The organism is Pseudomonas sp. WSY_20 (assembly GCF_043104335.1).
Taxonomy (GTDB): Bacteria; Pseudomonadota; Gammaproteobacteria; order Pseudomonadales; family Pseudomonadaceae; genus Aquipseudomonas; species Aquipseudomonas parafulva_B.
In genome coordinates this window covers 1-18,607 of sequence record NZ_JBICKP010000083.1, presented here as the reverse complement: position 1 = coordinate 18,607, position 18,607 = coordinate 1, and the positions used below count along the sequence as shown (strand labels likewise).

Sequence of the window (18,607 nt, the reverse complement as noted above, 5' to 3'; positions counted from 1 at the left end):
CGAAAGGGGGCGTGGTCGATGCAGAGTCTACAGCAGTAGGCCGTCAACGGTTTATTCCAGACGGCGGATGGTCCTATGATGGGCAATGCTTCCGAGGAGTACACGCATGCCGTTGCCGACGCTGAAAGACCAATTTGCCGCCTTGATCGCCGCGCCTTCGGTCAGTTGCACCCAGGCCTCGCTCGACCAGTCCAATCGTCAGGTCATCGACCTGCTGGCTACCTGGCTGGGTGATCTGGGCTTTTCCTGCGACATTCAGCAGGTGACTCCCGGCAAGTTCAACCTGCTGGCCAGCCGCGGCAGCGGCCCTGGCGGCCTGGTGCTGGCCGGCCACAGCGACACCGTGCCCTACGACGAGCAGCTCTGGAGCAGCGACCCCTTGAAGCTGACCGAAGTCGAGGGTCGCTGGGTGGGGCTCGGCAGTTGCGACATGAAGGGTTTTTTCGCACTGGTGATCGAGGCCGTCATTCCCTTGCTGCAGCACGACTTCAAGCAGCCGCTGCTGATTCTGGCCACCTGCGACGAGGAAAGCTCCATGTCTGGCGCCCGTGCCCTGGCCGATGCTGGCCAGCCGCTGGGCCGCGCGGCGATCATCGGCGAGCCGACCGGGCTGCGGCCGATCCGCATGCACAAAGGCATCCTCATGGATCGGATCGACATCCTCGGGCGCAGTGGTCATTCATCGGACCCAAGCCTTGGCCGCAGCGCCATGGATGCCATGCATGCGGTAATGGGCGAACTGATGGGCCTGCGCCAGCAATGGCAGAAGGTCTACAACAATCCACAATTCACGGTGCCTGCGCCGACCATGAACTTCGGTTGCATTCACGGTGGCGACAACCCCAACCGGATCTGCGGCCAGTGCGCGCTTGAGTTCGACCTGCGCCCATTGCCGGGCATGGACGTGGACCAGCTGCGCGCCGCCATCCGTGAAAAACTGGTTCCGGTGGCCGAGCGCCATGACGTGCGTATCGACTATGCGCCGCTGTTCCCCGAAGTGCCGCCGTTCGAACAGGCGGCCGACAGTGAACTCGTCCAGGTGGCAGAGCGGCTCACCGGCCACCGCGCCGAAGCGGTGGCATTCGGCACCGAAGCACCTTATCTTCAGCAGCTTGGCTGCCAGACCATCGTGCTCGGCCCTGGTGACATCGCCTGCGCACACCAGCCTGGCGAATACCTGGATATGTCACGTATCGAGCCGACCGTGCGTCTATTGCGTGACCTGATCGGGCACTATTGCCTGCATTAAACGTCCACCCCTTTCATTCGTTTCTGCCTAGAGGAGACCGCGCGTGACCGCAAGCCTGTTCCGACGATGATCCTGAACGCCCCTGTAACGCCGTTCTCCGTCCACTTATCCACAGGCCCTGTCATGCACGATTACGTCAACTGGCTACGCCACGCTTCTCCTTACATCAACGCCCACCGCGACTGCACCTTTGTGGTGATGCTTCCCGGCGATGGGGTTGAACACCCCAACTTCGGCAATATCGTCCACGACCTGGTGCTGCTGCACAGCCTTGGGGTGCGTCTGGTCCTGGTACACGGCTCTCGCCCTCAGATCGAGACCCGCCTGGCTGAACGTGGCCTGGCAGCGCACTACCACCACGGCTTGCGTATCACCGATGCCGCTACCCTGGATTGCGTGATCGACGCGGTAGGTGCGCTGCGCCTGGCTATCGAGGCGCGGTTGTCAATGGACATTGCCGCCTCGCCCATGCAGGGCTCGCGCCTGCGGGTGGCCTCCGGCAACCTAGTCACCGCGCGGCCGATCGGCGTGCTCGAAGGCGTGGATTTTCATCACACCGGCGAAGTGCGTCGGGTAGACCGCAAGGGCATCAGCCGCCTGCTCGACGAGCGCTCCATCGTGTTGCTCTCGCCGCTGGGCTATTCGCCAACCGGCGAGATCTTCAACCTTGCCTGCGAAGACGTGGCCACCCGTGCGGCCATCGAACTGGGCGCTGAGAAGTTGGTGCTGTTCGGCGCAGAACCTGGCCTGTTGGATGAACATGGCCGCCTGGTGCGCGAACTGCGCCCCCAACAGGTTGCGCCGCACTTGCAGCGCCTGGGCAGCGACTACCAGGCCGAGCTGCTCGATGCCGCTGCCCAGGCGTGCAAGGGCGGCGTGGCACGCAGCCACATCGTCAGCTATGCCGAGGACGGCGCGCTGCTGACCGAACTGTTCACCCGGGGCGGTGGCGGTACGCTGGTGTCCCAGGAGCAGTTCGAGATCGTACGAGAGGCCACCATCGAAGACGTCGGCGGCCTGCTCGACCTGATCAGCCCGCTGGAAGAACAAGGCATCCTGGTTCGCCGTTCACGTGAAGTGCTGGAGCGGGAAATCGAGCAGTTCAGCGTGGTGGAGCGCGAAGGCATGATCATCGCGTGCGCAGCGTTGTATCCGATTGCAGAGTCCGATGCGGGTGAGCTGGCATGCCTGGCGGTGAATCCGGAGTACCGCCATGGCGGGCGCGGGGATGAGCTGCTGGCGCGTATCGAAAGCCGGGCACGGGAGATGGGGTTGAGCACCCTGTTCGTGCTCACAACACGCACGGCGCATTGGTTCCGCGAACGCGGCTTCTCGCCCAGTGGCGTCGAGCGGCTGCCGGCGGCACGGGCTTCGCTGTACAACTTCCAGCGCAATTCGAAGATCTTCGAAAAGCCGCTGGGCTGAGGCGCTCTGCGCCTGCGTGCCTTAAATGAAAACGCCGCCTTGATGGGCGGCGTTCTGGTTTACACGGTGTGCAGATACCAGTTGTACTCGAGGTCGGAGATCGAATGTTCGAACTCCTCCAGCTCGCTTTCCTTGCACGCGACGAAGATGTCGATGTACTTCGGATCGATGTACTTGTTCAGGATTTCGCTGTCATCCAACTCGCGCAGCGCATCACGCAGGTTGTTCGGCAGGCTCTGTTCCAGCTGCTCGTACGAGTTGCCTTCGATAGGCTCCCCAGGCTCGACCTTGTTGGTCAGGCCATGGTGAACGCCTGCCAGCACGGCCGCCATCATCAGGTACGGGTTGGCATCGGCGCCAGCCACGCGGTGCTCAAGGCGCACAGCATCGGGCGAGCCGGTCGGTACGCGCAGCGCCACGGTGCGGTTGTCCAGGCCCCAGCTTGGCGCATTGGGCACGTAGAACTGCGCGCCAAAGCGGCGATAGGAGTTGACGTTCGGGCACAGGAACGCCATGGACGCAGGCAGGGTCTCGAGCACACCGCCGACAGCGTGACGTAGCGCGGCGTTCTGCTCGGGATCCTCGTTGGTGAAGATGTTGTTGCCATCTTTGTCCAGCACGGAAATGTGTACATGCAGACCATTGCCTGCCTGCCCTGGGTAGGGCTTGGCCATGAAAGTAGTGTCCATTTCATGGTCGTAGGCGATGTTCTTGATCAGGCGCTTGAGCAGCACGGCGTAGTCGCACGCCTTGAGCGGGTCCGGCACATGGTGCAGGTTGACTTCGAACTGAGCCGGGGCGCTTTCCTTGACGATGGCATCGGCAGGAATACCCTGTTCCTTGGCCCCTTCGAGGATGTCCTGCAGGCAGTCGGCATACTCGTCCAGGTCATCGATCAGGTAGACCTGGGTCGATTGCGGACGCTTGCCGGAAATGGGCGAGCGCGGCGGCTGCGGACGGCCGTTCACGTTCTCCTGGTCGATCAGGTAGAACTCCAGCTCGAACGCGGCGCAGATGGTCAGGCCCATGTCGTCGAACTTGCTCACCACCTGGCGCAGCACTTCACGCGGGTCAGCGAAGAAAGGTTCGCCTTCGAGCTCGTGCATGGTCATCAGCAGCTGGGCAGTGGGGCGTTTTTGCCACGGCTCGTTGGAGAGAGTGTCAGGGATCGGATAGCAGATGCGGTCTGCATCGCCGATGTCCAGGCCCAGCCCGGTGCTTTCGACGGTGGAGCCATTGATATCCAGTGCAAACAGGGAGGCCGGCAGGTTGATGCCTTTCTCGTAAACCTTGTGGAGGCTGGTGCGCTCTATGCGCTTGCCGCGCACCACACCATTCATATCTGCAATCAGAAGGTCAACGTAGAGAACCTCAGGATGTTCCTTAAGGAACGCGTTCGCTTCGTTAAGCTGAACGGCACGCGGGGGTACCGACATGATGCAACACCTTTGTTGTTAAAAATATCAATCAAGGGGGGCTTGCAGGACCAGTCAATCGAAAAGCCATACTGATGTCAAGCCAACCCCATGATGCCCTGAAATGGCACATCTACGGCAGATTTGCTGCATATCGGGGCACGGCATTATCCGCTATTTTTCTGGAAAAGCGCTATCGCGAGCACTGCGTCGTTTATTTTTTACGCAGGTGTTGTGTAAAAAAATGAACGGCGCTAAGCTCCGATTCAACCCAAAACAGAATAATACGAGGGTCTCATGGTCCGCCTGCCGCGACCTGGAAGCGCTGCCAATGCAGTGCAGTCAGGCTGTTCAGTCATGTTTGCCAGGCCTGCCAACCGCGTGGGGGCAGTGCTCGCAATAATTGACGTCTGGCATGCCCGGCCCCGCCTTCATGGCACCCCATCTCTACGCTTCGCTTCTTTCTGCCGTTACAAATCGCCTCGGGCACACGTGGTTTCAGTGTATCCACCGTACGCCTGCGCGGGGGTTTTGCTTTAGCCATCCACTGCATCCAGAATCAAGGCGCGGACCACCTTACCTCCTGAGGTATTTATGAGTAACAACCTCGACCAGCTCACCGATTGGTTGAAAGAGCACAAGATCACCGAAGTCGAATGCCTGATCAGCGACTTGACCGGCATCACGCGCGGCAAGATTTCGCCTACCAACAAGTTCATCGCCGAGAAGGGCATGCGCCTGCCCGAGAGCGTGTTGCTGCAGACAGTGACCGGCGACTATGTCGACGACGACATCTATTACGAGCTGCTGGACCCTGCAGACATCGACATGATCTGCCGGCCTGACGAGAATGCCGTGTTCCTGGTGCCATGGGCCATCGAGCCGACCGCACAGGTCATCCACGATACATACGACAAGAAGGGCAACCCCGTAGAGCTGTCGCCGCGCAACGTGCTCAAGAAGGTGCTCAAGCTGTACGCTGACAAGGGTTGGCAGCCCATCGTCGCGCCCGAGATGGAGTTCTACCTGACCAAGCGCAGCGAAGACCCTGACTTCCCGCTGCAACCGCCGGTGGGCCGTTCGGGGCGGCCCGAAACCGGGCGCCAGTCCTTCTCCATCGAAGCTGCGAACGAATTCGACCCGCTGTTCGAGGATGTCTATGACTGGTGCGAATTGCAGCAGTTGGACCTCGACACGCTGATCCACGAAGACGGCACGGCGCAGATGGAAATCAACTTCCGTCACGGCGATGCCCTGCACCTGGCCGACCAGATCCTGGTGTTCAAGCGCACCATGCGCGAAGCGGCGCTCAAGCACAACGTGGCAGCCACCTTTATGGCCAAGCCCATGACCGGCGAGCCTGGCAGCGCGATGCACCTGCACCAGAGCGTGGTCGACGTAACCACCGGCAAGAATATCTTCAGCAATGAAGACGGCAGCATGAGCACGCTGTTTCTGAACCACATTGGCGGCCTGCAGAAATTCATTCCCGAAGCGCTGCCGCTGTTCGCGCCGAACGTGAACTCGTTCCGCCGCTTCCTTCCGGATACCTCGGCACCGGTGAACGTGGAGTGGGGCGAGGAAAATCGTACGGTAGGCCTGCGCGTGCCTGACGCCGGCCCGCAAAGCCGGCGCGTCGAAAACCGCCTGCCGGGTGCGGATGCCAACCCGTACCTGGCCATCGCCGCGAGCCTGCTGTGTGGCTACATCGGCATGGTCGAAGGTATCGAGGCCAGCGCCCCGGTCCAAGGGCGGGGTTACGAGCGCCGCAACCTGCGCCTGCCGCTGACCATCGAGGACGCCCTGGAGCGCATGGAAAACAGCCGCGCCCTGGAGCAGTACCTGGGCAAGAAATTCATCGCCGGCTACGTGGCCACCAAGCGTGCCGAGCACGAGAACTTCAAGCGCGTCATCAGTTCCTGGGAGCGTGAATTCCTGCTGTTCGCAGTTTGATCAACCTCGGCCCCGCAGGCGCGCGGCCGTCCGTCAACGGAGAAGCACATGAGCCTGAACAACCCGCAAACCCGTGAATGGCAAGCCCTCAGTGGCGAGCATCACCTCGCGCCTTTCAGCGACTACAAGCAGCTCAAGGACAAGGGGCCGCGCATTATCACCAAGGCGCAGGGCGTGCATTTGTGGGACAGCGAGGGGCACAAGATTCTCGACGGCATGGCTGGCCTGTGGTGCGTGGCCGTGGGGTATGGGCGTGAGGAGCTGGTTCAGGCGGCAGAGCGGCAGATGCGTGAGCTGCCCTACTACAACCTGTTCTTCCAGACCGCCCATCCTCCGGCGCTGGAGTTGGCCAAGGCGATCACCCAAGTGGCGCCCGAGGGCATGAGCCATGTGTTCTTCACCAGTTCAGGCTCCGAAGGCAACGACACGGTGCTGCGCATGGTTCGCCATTACTGGGCACTCAAGGGCAAACCGAGCAAGCAGACCCTGATCGGCCGGGTCAACGGTTATCACGGCTCCACCGTGGCCGGCGCCAGCCTGGGCGGCATGAGTGGCATGCACGAGCAAGGCGGCCTGCCCATCCCGGGCGTGGTGCACATCCCCCAGCCGTACTGGTATGGCGAGGGCGGTGACATGACACCGGAGGCGTTCGGGGTCTGGGCTGCGGAGCAACTGGAAAAGAAAATTCTCGAAGTCGGCGAGGACAACGTCGCAGCGTTCATCGCCGAGCCCATCCAGGGCGCAGGTGGCGTGATCATCCCGCCAGACACCTACTGGCCGAAGATCAAGGAAATTCTGGCCCGTTACGACATCCTCTTTGTGGCCGACGAAGTCATTTGCGGCTTCGGGCGAACAGGGCAGTGGTTCGGCTCGGATTTCTACGACCTCAAGCCCGACCTGATGACCATCGCCAAAGGCCTTACCTCCGGTTACATCCCCATGGGCGGTGTGATCGTGCGTGACAAGGTAGCCAAGGTGCTCAGCGAAGGTGGGGATTTCAATCACGGCTTCACCTATTCGGGGCATCCTGTGGCTGCCGCAGTGGGCCTGGAAAACCTGCGCATCCTGCGCGACGAACAAATCGTCGAGAAAGCGCGCACCGAAGCGGCACCGTATTTGCAAAAGCGTCTGCGTGAGTTGCAGGACCACCCGCTGGTGGGCGAGGTGCGCGGTGTTGGCCTGCTCGGCGCGATCGAGCTGGTCAAGGACAAGGCGACCCGCAGCCGTTTCGAAGGCAAGGGCGCGGGCATGATCTGCCGTAATTTCTGCTTCGACAATGGTCTGATCATGCGGGCTGTTGGCGACACGATGATCATCGCGCCACCTCTGGTCATCAGCCCGGCCGAGATCGACGAACTGGTGGAAAAGGCACGTAAATGCCTGGACCTGACGCTCGAAGCGATTCGCTGACAGCTAGCGATGTGACATTAAGTCGTTACAAGGGCCAGGTTTCCTTGAAACCGGGCCTTGTAACTTGCCAGACTAGCGGCTGCTTCAGTCGCCCACACGCGTGTACTGCGGGACCCGGCTTCTGAACGGATAGCTAATCGAACACTCTGGAGCATGACGCATGAAGAATATGGGCAAGACGTTGTTGGCCGCCGCGCTGATGGGCGCAGTGGTCGGGGCTGTACAGGCTGAAGACAAGGTACTGAACGTCTACAACTGGTCGGACTACATCGCTCCGGACACCATCGCCAAGTTCGAGAAAGAGTCGGGCATCAAGGTCAAGTACGACGTGTTCGACAGCAACGAAACCCTGGAGGCCAAGTTGCTGGCCGGCAAGTCCGGCTATGACATCGTGGTGCCTTCCAACAACTTCCTGGCCAAGCAGATCAAAGCTGGCGTCTACCAGGAACTCGATCGCACCAAGCTGCCCAACTGGAAGAACCTCGACGAGGACCTGCTCAAGGCCGTGGGCGATGCCAGTGACCCGGGCAACAAATACGCCTTCCCCTACATGTGGGGCTCGATCGGCATCGGCTACAACCCCGAGAAGGTCAAGGCCGCGCTGGGCGTGGACAAGATCGACTCCTGGGACGTGGTCTTCAAGCCAGAGAACATCGCCAAGCTCAAGAGCTGTGGCGTGAGCTTCCTTGATGCCCCAACCGAAATGCTGCCAGCTGCCCTGCATTACCTGGGCCTGCCGACCAACAGCACCAAGAAGGAAGACCTCAAGGCTGCCGAGGACCTGTTCCTCAAGATCCGTCCTTCGATCACCTACTTCCATTCCTCCAAGTACATTGGCGACCTGGCCAACGGCAACATCTGCCTGGCAGTCGGCTACTCGGGTGACCTGGAACAGTCCAAGACCCGCGCCCACGAGGCGGGGGACAAGGTCAAGCTGGACTACGTGATTCCGAAAGAAGGCGCCGGCACCTTCTATGACATGGTTGCCATGCCCAAGGATGCCGAGCACAAGGAAGCGGCCTACAAGTTCATGGACTTCCTGATGCAGCCGCAAGTCATGGCCGAAATCACCAATGCCGTGCGCTTCCCCAACGGCAACAAGGCCGCGACCGCCTTCGTGGACAAGGAAATCACCAGCGACCCAAGCATCTATCCGTCCGCTGAAGTGAAAAAGCAGCTGTACGCCATTGCCGCCCCTGAGGCAGCAGTGCAACGGGTGATTACCCGCAGCTGGACCAAGATCAAATCGGGCAAATAAGCCTGATGTAGCATTTTCGGGCCGGGTATTCCCGGTCCGAAACCAGTGAAAGGCAATTGAACATTGCGGCATCGAAGCTGCGAAGGTAAGTTGCGCGCCGGTTTTGCGTGTGCGGCAAGCATTGTCGCTACCCAGACACTGATTGTGAGGACCACCCACTTGTCCAATTCTGTATTACGCAAGGCCATGATGGCTGCAGCGAGCCTGACGCTGGCATGCAGCGTCCAAGCGGCGCCTACGGTGCATTTCTACAACTGGTCCGACTATATCGGCCCTGATACCCTCCCGGGCTTCGAGAAAGCCACGGGCATCAAGCCGGTGCAGGATGTCTTCGATTCCAACGAGACCCTGGAAGGTAAGCTGCTGGCCGGCAGGACCGGCTATGACGTGGTCGTGCCTTCCAACCATTTCCTGGGCAAGCAGATCAAGGCGGGCGCTTTCCAGAAGCTCGACAAGACACTGCTACCCAATTACGCGAACCTTGATCCTGCGCTGATGAAGCGTCTGGAGAAGAACGATCCGGGCAACCTGTATGCCGTGCCTTACCTGTGGGGCACCAATGGCATCGGGTATAACGTCGACAAGGTCAAGGAGGCGCTTGGGGTCGATACCATCGATTCCTGGGCGGTGCTGTTCGAACCCGAGAACATGAAGAAGTTGTCCAAGTGCGGTGTGGCCTTCCTCGACTCGGCGGACGAAATGCTACCGGCCGTCCTCAACTACATGGGCCTGGATCCCAACAGCACCAACCCCAAGGATTACGCCAAGGCCGAGCAGAAGCTGCTGGCGGTGCGCCCCTACGTGACCTACTTCCATTCGTCCAAGTACATCACCGACCTTGCCAACGGCAACATCTGTGTTGCGGCGGGTTTCTCGGGTGATGTGTTCCAGGCCAAGGCCCGCGCCGAAGAGGCGAAGAAGGGCGTGAACCTGGCTTATGCCATTCCCAAAGAAGGCGGCAACCTCTGGTTCGACGTGCTGGCGATCCCCAAGGACGCCAGGAACGTGGAGCAGGCGCATGCCTTGATCAACTATTTGCTGAAACCTGAGGTTATCGCCCAGGTCAGTGATTACGTCGGTTATGCCAACCCTAACTCGAAGGCTGGCGACCTGATGGACCAGGCCGTGAGGACTGACGCTGCGGTCTATCCACCGCAGGATGTGCTGGACAAGATGTTCGTGAACTCAGAGCTGCCGCCCAAGGTGCAGCGCCTGATGACCCGCAGTTGGACCAAGGTCAAGTCGGGCAAGTAATCCACCTCACCTGCGCGACCTGCCTGGCAGGCCGCGCGGGCACAAAAATCTTGTTGGGAGTTTCACTCATGGCAGTTGCCTCCGGCGCCTATAAGAAAGCCCTCGAGGGTGGCCAGCAACCCAAGCAGGTGCTGGTCAAGATCGACCGGGTCACGAAAAAATTCGACGAAACGGTAGCGGTGGACGATGTGTCCCTGGAAATCCGCAAGGGCGAAATCTTCGCCTTGCTCGGCGGTTCCGGCTCCGGTAAGTCGACCTTGCTGCGCATGCTGGCAGGCTTCGAACGCCCCACCGAAGGGCGCATCTTCCTGGACGGTGTGGACATCACCGACATGCCGCCCTACGAGCGGCCGATCAACATGATGTTCCAGTCCTACGCCCTGTTCCCGCACATGACCGTGGCGCAGAACATCGCCTTCGGCCTGCAGCAGGACCGCTTGCCCAAGGCCGAGGTCGACGCCCGCGTGGCCGAGATGCTCAAGCTGGTGCACATGACCCAGTACGCCAAGCGCAAACCGCATCAGCTCTCCGGTGGCCAGCGCCAGCGCGTGGCCTTGGCTCGCTCCCTGGCCAAGCGCCCCAAGCTGTTGCTGCTGGACGAGCCGATGGGCGCCCTGGACAAGAAGCTGCGTTCGCAGATGCAACTGGAGCTGGTGGAAATCATCGAGCGCGTCGGTGTGACCTGCGTGATGGTGACCCACGACCAGGAAGAGGCCATGACCATGGCCCAGCGCATCGCCATCATGCACCTGGGCTGGATCGCTCAGATCGGCTCGCCGGTGGATATCTACGAAACCCCGACCAGCCGCCTGGTCTGCGAATTCATCGGCAACGTCAACCTGTTCGATGCCGAGGTGATCGACGATGCCGAAGGTCATGCCCTGATCGCCTCGCCTGAACTTGAGCGCAAGATCTACGTCGGGCATGGTGTTTCCACCTCCGTGGAAGACAAGCACATCACCTATGCGCTGCGCCCGGAAAAGATGCTGGTCACCACTGTCCAGCCTGACTTCGAGTACAACTGGTCGCGCGGCAAGATCCATGACATCGCCTACCTGGGCGGTCATTCGGTGTTCTACGTCAAGCTACCCAGTGGCAAGGTGGTGCAGTCGTTCGTCGCCAACGCCGAGCGCCAAGGCGCGCGCCCTACGTGGGACGATGAAGTCTACGTATGGTGGGAAGACGACAGCGGCGTGGTACTGCGGTCATGAAGCTGCGCAAGCTCAAGCGAGCGTTCCGGCGCATCACCCCTGAGGGGCGGCACCTGGTGATCGGTGTTCCTTTCGTGTGGCTGTTCCTGTTCTTCATGCTGCCGTTCTTCATCGTCCTGAAGATCAGTTTCGCCGAAGCTGACGTGGCGATCCCGCCTTATACCGAGATCTACAGCTACGTCGAGGACAAGATCCAGTTGGTGCTCAACCTGGCCAACTACGGTTTGCTGACCGAGGACGACCTGTATATCTCGGCCTACCTGGGTTCGCTTAAGATGGCGTTCATCAGCACGCTGCTTTGCCTGCTGATCGGCTACCCGATGGCCTACGCCATCGCCAATGCCAAGAAGGAAACCCAGACCGTCCTGCTGCTGCTGATCATGATGCCGACCTGGACCGCGATCCTGATCCGCGTGTATGCCTGGATGGGCATTCTCAGCAACAACGGTTTGCTCAACGGCTTTCTGATGTGGACCGGGCTGATCGACCAGCCGCTGCAGATCCTGAACACCAACCTGGCGGTGTATATCGGCGTGGTCTATTCCTACCTGCCGTTCATGATCCTGCCCTTGTTCGCCAACCTGGTGAAGCATGACCCAAGCCTGCTCGAAGCGGCATCTGACCTGGGCTCGAGCACCTTCAACAGTTTCTGGAAAATCACCGTGCCGCTGTCGAAAAACGGCATCATCGCCGGTTGTATGCTGGTATTCATCCCCGTGGTGGGCGAATTCGTGATCCCCGAGCTGCTCGGCGGTCCGGAAACCCTGATGATCGGCAAGGTGTTGTGGCAGGAGTTCTTCAACAACCGTGACTGGCCGGTCGCCTCCGCGCTGGCGGTGGTGATGCTGGCGATCCTGATCGTGCCGATTCTGCTGTTCAACCGCAGCCAGGCCAAGGAAATGGAGGGCAGGGCATGAAGCGCTTCGGTTTTTCCAAGCTGATGCTGGTGTTCGGCTTGCTGTTCATTTACCTGCCGATGGTGATTCTGGTCATCTACTCGTTCAACGCCTCCAAGTTGGTGACGGTGTGGGGTGGGTGGTCGGTGAAGTGGTACGTCGGCCTGCTGGACAACACCCAGCTGATCGGCTCGGTGATGCGCTCGCTGGAAATTGCCTGCTACACGGCGGTGGCAGCGGTTGCGTTGGGCACCATGGCCGCTTTCGTGCTGACCCGGGTCACCCGCTTCCGCGGTCGCACCTTGTTCGGCGGCCTGGTCACTGCGCCGCTGGTGATGCCTGAAGTCATCACCGGTCTGTCGCTGTTGCTGCTGTTCGTGGCCATGGCGCAATTGATCGGTTGGCCGCAGGAGCGTGGCGTGGTCACCATCTGGATCGCCCACACCACCTTCTGTGCAGCCTATGTGGCGGTTGTCGTGTCGGCGCGGTTGCGTGAACTGGACCTGTCGATCGAGGAAGCGGCCATGGACCTGGGAGCCAAGCCGTGGAAGGTGTTCTTCCTGATCACCATCCCCATGATTGCGCCATCGCTGGCGGCCGGCGGCATGATGTCGTTCGCGCTGTCGCTCGATGACCTGGTGCTGGCAAGCTTCGTGTCCGGGCCAGGCTCGACCACGTTGCCCATGGAAGTGTTCTCGGCGGTGCGCCTGGGCGTGAAGCCGGAGATCAACGCCGTGGCCAGCCTGATTCTGCTGTCCGTCTCGTTGGTTACGTTCTTCGTCTGGTACTTCAGCCGCCGTGCCGAGGAGCGCCGCCGCAAGGCCATACAGCAAGCCATCGAAGAGGGTGCGGCGGCCAACGCCTCGCAGCCACAGGTACGGCGCCCGGCGCCGGTGGCGCCGATCTGATTGAGGCGTAGCTGCTCGCTTGCAGACGATCAGCTACGCCCGACCCAGCGCCCGTGATCTTGAGAGAATGCGGTACTGACACAATTGCTGGAGCTCGCTATACCTGACCTAACAAAGCCGCCCAGGGGCCTGAAGTAGGCAGGGCCTCTAGTACTCCAATAAGAATTATGGAACCCCGGCTTACCTGGCGAATCGCATGCATGAATCTTTTGCGCGCAAGAAAGGAGCCTCCATGACGTTGTCGCGTGTGCTGCTGGTCACCGGCTTGGGGGTGCTGGGCTTGCTCACGGGCTGCAGCAAGAGTGAGCCCGAAGGAACCCTGCCTCGCGTGGGGGTGCAGACTGTCCAATCTGCTGATTTCGCTGCCAGGGTGACCCTGACCGGTGATATCCAGGCGCGTGTGCAAACCGACCTTTCTTTCCGCGTAGGCGGCAAGATCATCTCACGCGCGGTGGATGTGGGCGATCACGTCAAGGCCAAGCAAGTGCTGGCGCGGCTTGACCCCAAGGACCTGCAGAACAACGTCGCCTCGGCCAAGGCCGAGGTGTTCGCCGCCCAGGCGCGAGTCACCCAGACCCAAGCCGCCTTCGTCCGCCAGCAGAAACTGCTGCCCAAGGGCTATACCAGCCAAAGCGAATACGATGCTGCCCAGGCCTCGTTGCGCAGTAACCAGAGCGCGTTGAAGGCCGCACAGGCTCAGCTGGCGAACGCCAACGAGCAGTTGAGCTATACCGCGCTGGTATCAGAGGCCGATGGTGTGATCACCGAGCGCCAGGCCGAGGTAGGCCAAGTGGTGCAAGCGACCATGCCGATCTTCAGCCTGGCCCGGGATGGCGAGCGTGATGCGGTGTTCAACGTCTATGAGTCCCTGTTGGCAGGCACCCCGAGCGATGCCAGCGTGGTGGTCAGCCTGCTGGACGATCCCAAGGTACAAGCCCGTGGGGCGGTGAGGGAAATCACGCCCACCGTCTCGGCCCAGAGCGGTACGGTACAGGTCAAGGTCGGTCTGCAGGACGTTCCGCCTGCCATGCAGTTGGGCGCGCCCGTCACCGTGACCACGCAGGGGCGGGGCAAGCCGAGTGTCGAGCTGCCTTGGTCAGCACTGACCAAAGGCCTGAAGAAACCCGCCGTATGGATCGTGGGTGAGGGCGACAAGGTGCAGTTGCGGGAAGTCGAAGTGAGCCGCTACCTGACCGGCACCGTAGTCATCGGCAAAGGCCTCGACGGTGGCGAAGTCGTCGTGGTGACCGGCGGGCAGCTGCTGCACCCCGGTATGAAAGTTGAAAAAGTCCCCGCCAAAGCGCCGGAGAGCCCGCTATGAAGCCTTGGCTGACACTGATGTGTGCCGGTGTGTTGCTTGTCGGGTGCGGCAAGCAAGAGCAGCCGCCAGAGCCGGTTCGCCCCGTGCTGTCGGTAGTGGTGCAACCTCAGTTGCAGGCCCGCCTGGGCCGCTTTGCAGGCGTCATCGAAGCGCGCTACGAAAGTACCTTGGGCTTTCGCGTAGGCGGTCGCATCGCACGCCGTTGGCTGGACGTCGGTGCCCAGGTCAAAGCGGGCGATACGCTGGCCACGCTGGATCCGACCGACCAGCAAAACCAACTGCGTGCAGCTGAAGGCGACCTAGCCAGGGTGCAGGCGCAGTGGATCAACGCGCAGTCCGACGCCCGCCGGCAACAACAGTTGTACGACCGCGGCGTGGGTGCTCAGGCCCAGCTGGACATTGCCCAGACCAACCTGAAAACCGCCGGCGCCACGTTGGAGCAGGCCAGGTCCTCGGTCAGTCAGGCCCGTGATCAGCTCGGCTACACCACACTTCGCAGCGATCATGCGGCGGTGATTACCGCTTGGCAGGCCGAGGCGGGGCAAACCGTCACCGCTGGGCAGGCGGTGGTCAAGCTGGCCAGGCCAGACGTGAAGGAAGCCGTGATCGACCTGCCCATCGGCATTGCCGAGCAGTTGGCCCCGGACCTGACCTTCACCGTTGCCTCGCAGCTCAACCCTGCCGTCAACACCACCGCCACCTTGCGCGAGCTCGAGCCCAAGGCCGATGCCACCACCCGCACCCGGCGTGCGCGGCTGACCTTGGCCAGCACCCCTGAAACGTTCCATCTGGGGACTGCCGTCAGCGTCACCCTCAGCTCGCAGGTTTCTCCGCGCAGCGAACTGCCGGCCAGCGCTCTGCTCGAGCGCGATGGCAAGACCCAGGTGTGGGTCGTCGAACCTCAACAGAAAACTGTCGCTTTGCGCGACGTGACCCTGATCGACCGAAACGAAGACCGCATCGTCGTCTCATCAGGCGTACAGCCTGGGGAGCGGGTGGTGATCGCCGGCGTCAATAGCCTCAAGCCTGGCCAGCAGGTCACCTTCGACGAGGATGCGCAATGAAAGGAAGCTTCAACCTGTCCGAATGGGCGCTCAAGCATCAGTCGTTCGTGTGGTACCTGATGTTCGTCGGCCTGCTCATGGGCATCTTTTCGTACTTCAACCTCGGCCGCGAAGAAGACCCGTCCTTCACCATCAAGACCATGGTGATCCAGACTCGCTGGCCTGGCGCTACCCAGGAGGAGACGCTGCTGCAGGTAACCGACCGGATCGAGAAGAAGCTCGAGGAGCTCGATTCGCTCGACTACACCAAGAGCTATACCCGGCCAGGTGAATCAACGGTGTTCGTCTACCTGCGCGACACCACCAAGGCAGACGACATACCGCAGATCTGGTACCAGGTACGCAAGAAGATCCAGGACATTCGCGGCGATTTCCCCGAGGGCTTGCAGGGCCCTGGCTTCAACGATGAATTCGGCGACGTATTCGGTTCCATCTACGCTTTCACCGCCGACGGGCTGAGCCTGCGTCAGTTGCGTGATTATGTGGAGCGGGTGCGGGCCGAGGTCCGTGAAGTGCCCAATATCGGCAAAATCGAAATGGTCGGTATCCAGGACGAAGTGCTCTACCTGAACTTCTCCACCCGCAAGCTCGCTGCCTTGGGTATCGACCAGCGTCAGGTGATGCAGGCTTTGCAGACGCAGAACAGCGTGACGCCAGCGGGCGTGATCGAGGCCGGGCCGGAGCGTATCTCCGTACGGACCAGCGGGCAGTTCGCCTCGGAAAAGGACCTTGAGAACGTCAACCTGCGCATCAACAACCGCTTCTACCGCCTGGCAGATGTTGCTCAGGTCGAGCGCGGCTATGCCGATCCGCCTGCGCCAATGTTCCGCTACAACGGCAAGACGGCCCTGGGCCTTGCCATCGGCATGCAGAAGGGCGGCAACATCCAGGAGTTTGGCAAGGCCCTGAAGCAGACCATGCAGCGCATTACCAACGAGCTTCCGGTAGGCGTCGATGTGCACACGGTGTCCAACCAGGCCACAGTGGTGGAGAAGGCCGTCGGTGGCTTCACTAGCGCGCTGTTCGAGGCGGTGATCATCGTATTGGCCGTCAGCTTCGTCAGCCTTGGCGTACGTGCAGGCCTGGTGGTGGCGTGCTCGATCCCGCTGGTGCTGGCCATGGTGTTCGTGTTCATGGAATACAGCGGCATCACCATGCAGCGTATCTCGCTGGGTGCGTTGATCATTGCGCTGGGGCTGCTGGTCGATGACGCCATGATCACGGTGGAGGTCATGGTCACACGCCTTGAGATGGGCGAGAGCAAGCAGGATGCCGCGACGTTCGCCTATACCTCCACGGCCTTTCCCATGCTCACCGGTACGCTGGTGACCGTGGCCGGTTTCGTGCCGATCGGCCTGAACGCCAGTTCGGCCGGCGAATACACCTTTACGCTGTTCGCAGTCATTGCCGTGGCGCTGTTGGTGTCGTGGGTGGTCGCCGTGTTCTTCGCCCCCGTGCTGGGTGTGCACATTCTCAACGCCCGGAAGGTGAAGTCCCATGATGACAAGCCGGGCAAGGTGGCCCGGGCGTTCGAACAGGGTTTGTTGTGGAGCATGCGCCACCGCTGGTTGACCATCATCGGCACCGTGGTGCTGTTCGCCCTGGCAGTGTTCTGCATGCGCTTCGTACAGAACCAGTTCTTCCCTGCATCGGACCGTCCGGAAATCCTGGTCGATCTGAACCTGCCACAGAATGCGTCGATCCAGGAAACCCGCAAGGTGGTCGACCAGCTGGAGGCAACGCTCAAGGACGATGAGAGCATCGACCACTGGAGCACCTACATCGGCCAGGGTGCGGTGCGCTTCTACCTGCCATTGGACCAGCAGTTGCAGAACCCCTACTACGCGCAGTTGGTCATCGTGAGCAAAGGCCTGGAGGAGCGCGGTGAACTCATCGCCCGCCTGCAGAAGCGCCTGCGCGAGGATTTTGTGGGTATCGGCTCGAACGTCCAGTCGCTGGAAATGGGGCCTCCGGTGGGGCGGCCGATCCAGTACCGGGTCAGCGGCAAGGACATCGACCAGGTGCGCAAGCATGCCATCGAGCTGGCGACGCTGCTGGACAAGAACCCCAACATCGGCGAAATGATCTACGACTGGAACGAGCCGGGCAAAGTGCTGCGCATCGATATCGCCCAGGACAAGGCCCGTCAGCTGGGGTTGTCGTCGGAAGACGTGGCCAATGTGATGAACAGCATCGTCACCGGCGTACCCGTCACCCAAGTCAACGACGATATCTATCTGATCGATGTGGTGGCCCGCGCCGTGGACAGCGAGCGGGGCTCCCCCGATACGCTGCAAAACCTGCAGATCCTAACGCCCAATGGCACCTCGATCCCGCTGCTGGCGTTTGCCACCGTGCGCTACGAACAGGAGCAGCCCCTGGTCTGGCGCCGCGATCGCAAGCCGACGATCACACTCAAGGCCTCGGTCAACGGCGATATCCAACCCACGGACCTGGTGGCCCAGCTCAAGCCGGATATCGACAAATTCGCTAGCCAGTTGCCCACCGGCTATGAGATTGCAACCGGCGGTACGGTGGAAGAGAGCGGCAAGGCCCAGGGGCCCATCGCTAAGGTGATCCCGCTGATGCTGTTCCTCATGGCCACGTTCCTGATGATCCAATTGCACAGTGTGAAGAAGCTGTTCCTGGTGATCAGCGTGGCGCCATTGGGGCTCATCGGCGTGGTGTTGGCGCTGGTGCCGACCGGCACGCCAATGGGCTTCGTGGCGATTCTGGGTATTTTGGCGCTGGCCGGCATCATCATTCGCAACTCGGTGATTCTGGTGACCCAAATCGATGAGTTCGAAGCCCAGGGATACTCGCCTTGGGACGCCGTGGTCGAGGCGACCAACCATCGTCGCCGGCCGATTCTGCTGACTGCTGCCGCCGCCAGCCTGGGCATGATCCCGATTGCCCGCGAGGTGTTCTGGGGCCCGATGGCCTACGCCATGATCGGCGGCATCATCGTGGCGACCTTGCTCACGCTGCTGTTCTTGCCGGCGCTGTATGTAGCGTCCTACAAGATTCGGGAGCCTCGTCAGAAAGGTTGAGGCGCGATACGCGTCGCTTGCCAGCTGGGCCGCAAAGCGGCCCCGATATTGCGCGCTACGAAGCTGAAACCCTGGGGCTGCTGCGCAGCCCATCGCGGCGCAAGGCCGCTCCCACACGGGGGGGCGCTGGACCCTAGATGCGGTGAAAGGCAGTTGCTTCCGCAATCGCACTACTTCAGCCATCCCACGATCA

At 61.2% G+C, this 18,607-nt stretch carries 13 protein-coding genes; 12 read left to right on the top strand and 1 reads right to left on the bottom strand.

The genetic code is table 11. The features are described from left to right. Positions 1 to 106 precede the first annotated feature (106 nt). The gene (argE, locus tag ACF8E5_RS20445; RefSeq protein WP_058602838.1) at positions 107 to 1,249 is read left to right on the top strand and encodes an acetylornithine deacetylase; all 1,143 of its coding nucleotides are present in this window, start codon (positions 107 to 109) and stop codon (positions 1,247 to 1,249) included. A 123-nt stretch (positions 1,250 to 1,372) separates the two neighbouring features. Then, positions 1,373 to 2,674: an amino-acid N-acetyltransferase gene (gene argA / locus ACF8E5_RS20440; RefSeq protein WP_058602839.1), complete on the top strand. Its 1,302-nt coding sequence runs from the start codon at positions 1,373 to 1,375 to the stop codon at positions 2,672 to 2,674. A 59-nt stretch (positions 2,675 to 2,733) separates the two neighbouring features. On the opposite strand, the gene ACF8E5_RS20435 is transcribed toward argA, so the two are convergent. Beyond that, positions 2,734 to 4,110, bottom strand: a complete 1,377-nt coding sequence (locus tag ACF8E5_RS20435; protein ID WP_392475725.1) for a glutamine synthetase family protein — start codon at positions 4,108 to 4,110, stop codon at positions 2,734 to 2,736. 573 nt (positions 4,111 to 4,683) lie between these two features. Between ACF8E5_RS20435 and ACF8E5_RS20430 the strand changes: the two genes are divergently transcribed. The 10 genes from ACF8E5_RS20430 (at position 4,684) to ACF8E5_RS20385 (ending at position 18,414) form a co-directional block, all read left to right on the top strand. Beyond that, positions 4,684 to 6,042 carry a glutamine synthetase family protein gene (locus tag ACF8E5_RS20430; protein WP_058602841.1) on the top strand — a complete coding sequence of 453 codons (1,359 nt, stop codon included), beginning with the start codon at positions 4,684 to 4,686 and terminating at the stop codon, positions 6,040 to 6,042. Between the two features lie 48 nt (positions 6,043 to 6,090). After that, positions 6,091 to 7,452 carry an aspartate aminotransferase family protein gene (locus tag ACF8E5_RS20425; RefSeq protein WP_058602842.1) on the top strand — a complete coding sequence of 454 codons (1,362 nt, stop codon included), beginning with the start codon at positions 6,091 to 6,093 and terminating at the stop codon, positions 7,450 to 7,452. Between the two features lie 160 nt (positions 7,453 to 7,612). Continuing rightward, entirely contained in the window at positions 7,613 to 8,710 is a 1,098-nt protein-coding gene (locus ACF8E5_RS20420; RefSeq protein ID WP_058638177.1) for a polyamine ABC transporter substrate-binding protein, read from the top strand. A 159-nt stretch (positions 8,711 to 8,869) separates the two neighbouring features. After that, positions 8,870 to 9,964, top strand: a complete 1,095-nt coding sequence (locus tag ACF8E5_RS20415) for a polyamine ABC transporter substrate-binding protein (RefSeq protein WP_392475724.1) — start codon at positions 8,870 to 8,872, stop codon at positions 9,962 to 9,964. Between the two features lie 68 nt (positions 9,965 to 10,032). Then, complete coding sequence (potA, locus tag ACF8E5_RS20410; RefSeq protein WP_058602845.1) at positions 10,033 to 11,175, top strand: polyamine ABC transporter ATP-binding protein; 1,143 nt, start codon at positions 10,033 to 10,035, stop codon at positions 11,173 to 11,175. Further along, positions 11,172 to 12,092, top strand: coding sequence for an ABC transporter permease subunit (locus ACF8E5_RS20405; RefSeq protein WP_058638175.1), 921 nt, complete (start codon positions 11,172 to 11,174; stop codon positions 12,090 to 12,092). Before potA ends, ACF8E5_RS20405 begins: the two co-directional genes overlap by 4 nt. Further along, positions 12,089 to 12,979: an ABC transporter permease subunit gene (locus ACF8E5_RS20400; protein WP_023532426.1), complete on the top strand. Its 891-nt coding sequence runs from the start codon at positions 12,089 to 12,091 to the stop codon at positions 12,977 to 12,979. Before ACF8E5_RS20405 ends, ACF8E5_RS20400 begins: the two co-directional genes overlap by 4 nt. Before the next feature lie 232 nt (positions 12,980 to 13,211). After that, the gene (locus tag ACF8E5_RS20395; protein WP_078479326.1) at positions 13,212 to 14,300 is read left to right on the top strand and encodes an efflux RND transporter periplasmic adaptor subunit; all 1,089 of its coding nucleotides are present in this window, start codon (positions 13,212 to 13,214) and stop codon (positions 14,298 to 14,300) included. Then, a complete protein-coding gene (locus ACF8E5_RS20390; protein ID WP_058638173.1) occupies positions 14,297 to 15,364 on the top strand; it encodes an efflux RND transporter periplasmic adaptor subunit in 1,068 nt (355 codons plus the stop codon). Before ACF8E5_RS20395 ends, ACF8E5_RS20390 begins: the two co-directional genes overlap by 4 nt. Continuing rightward, a complete protein-coding gene (locus ACF8E5_RS20385; RefSeq protein WP_392475723.1) occupies positions 15,361 to 18,414 on the top strand; it encodes an efflux RND transporter permease subunit in 3,054 nt (1,017 codons plus the stop codon). Before ACF8E5_RS20390 ends, ACF8E5_RS20385 begins: the two co-directional genes overlap by 4 nt. The last annotated feature ends 193 nt before the right edge of the window (positions 18,415 to 18,607 follow it).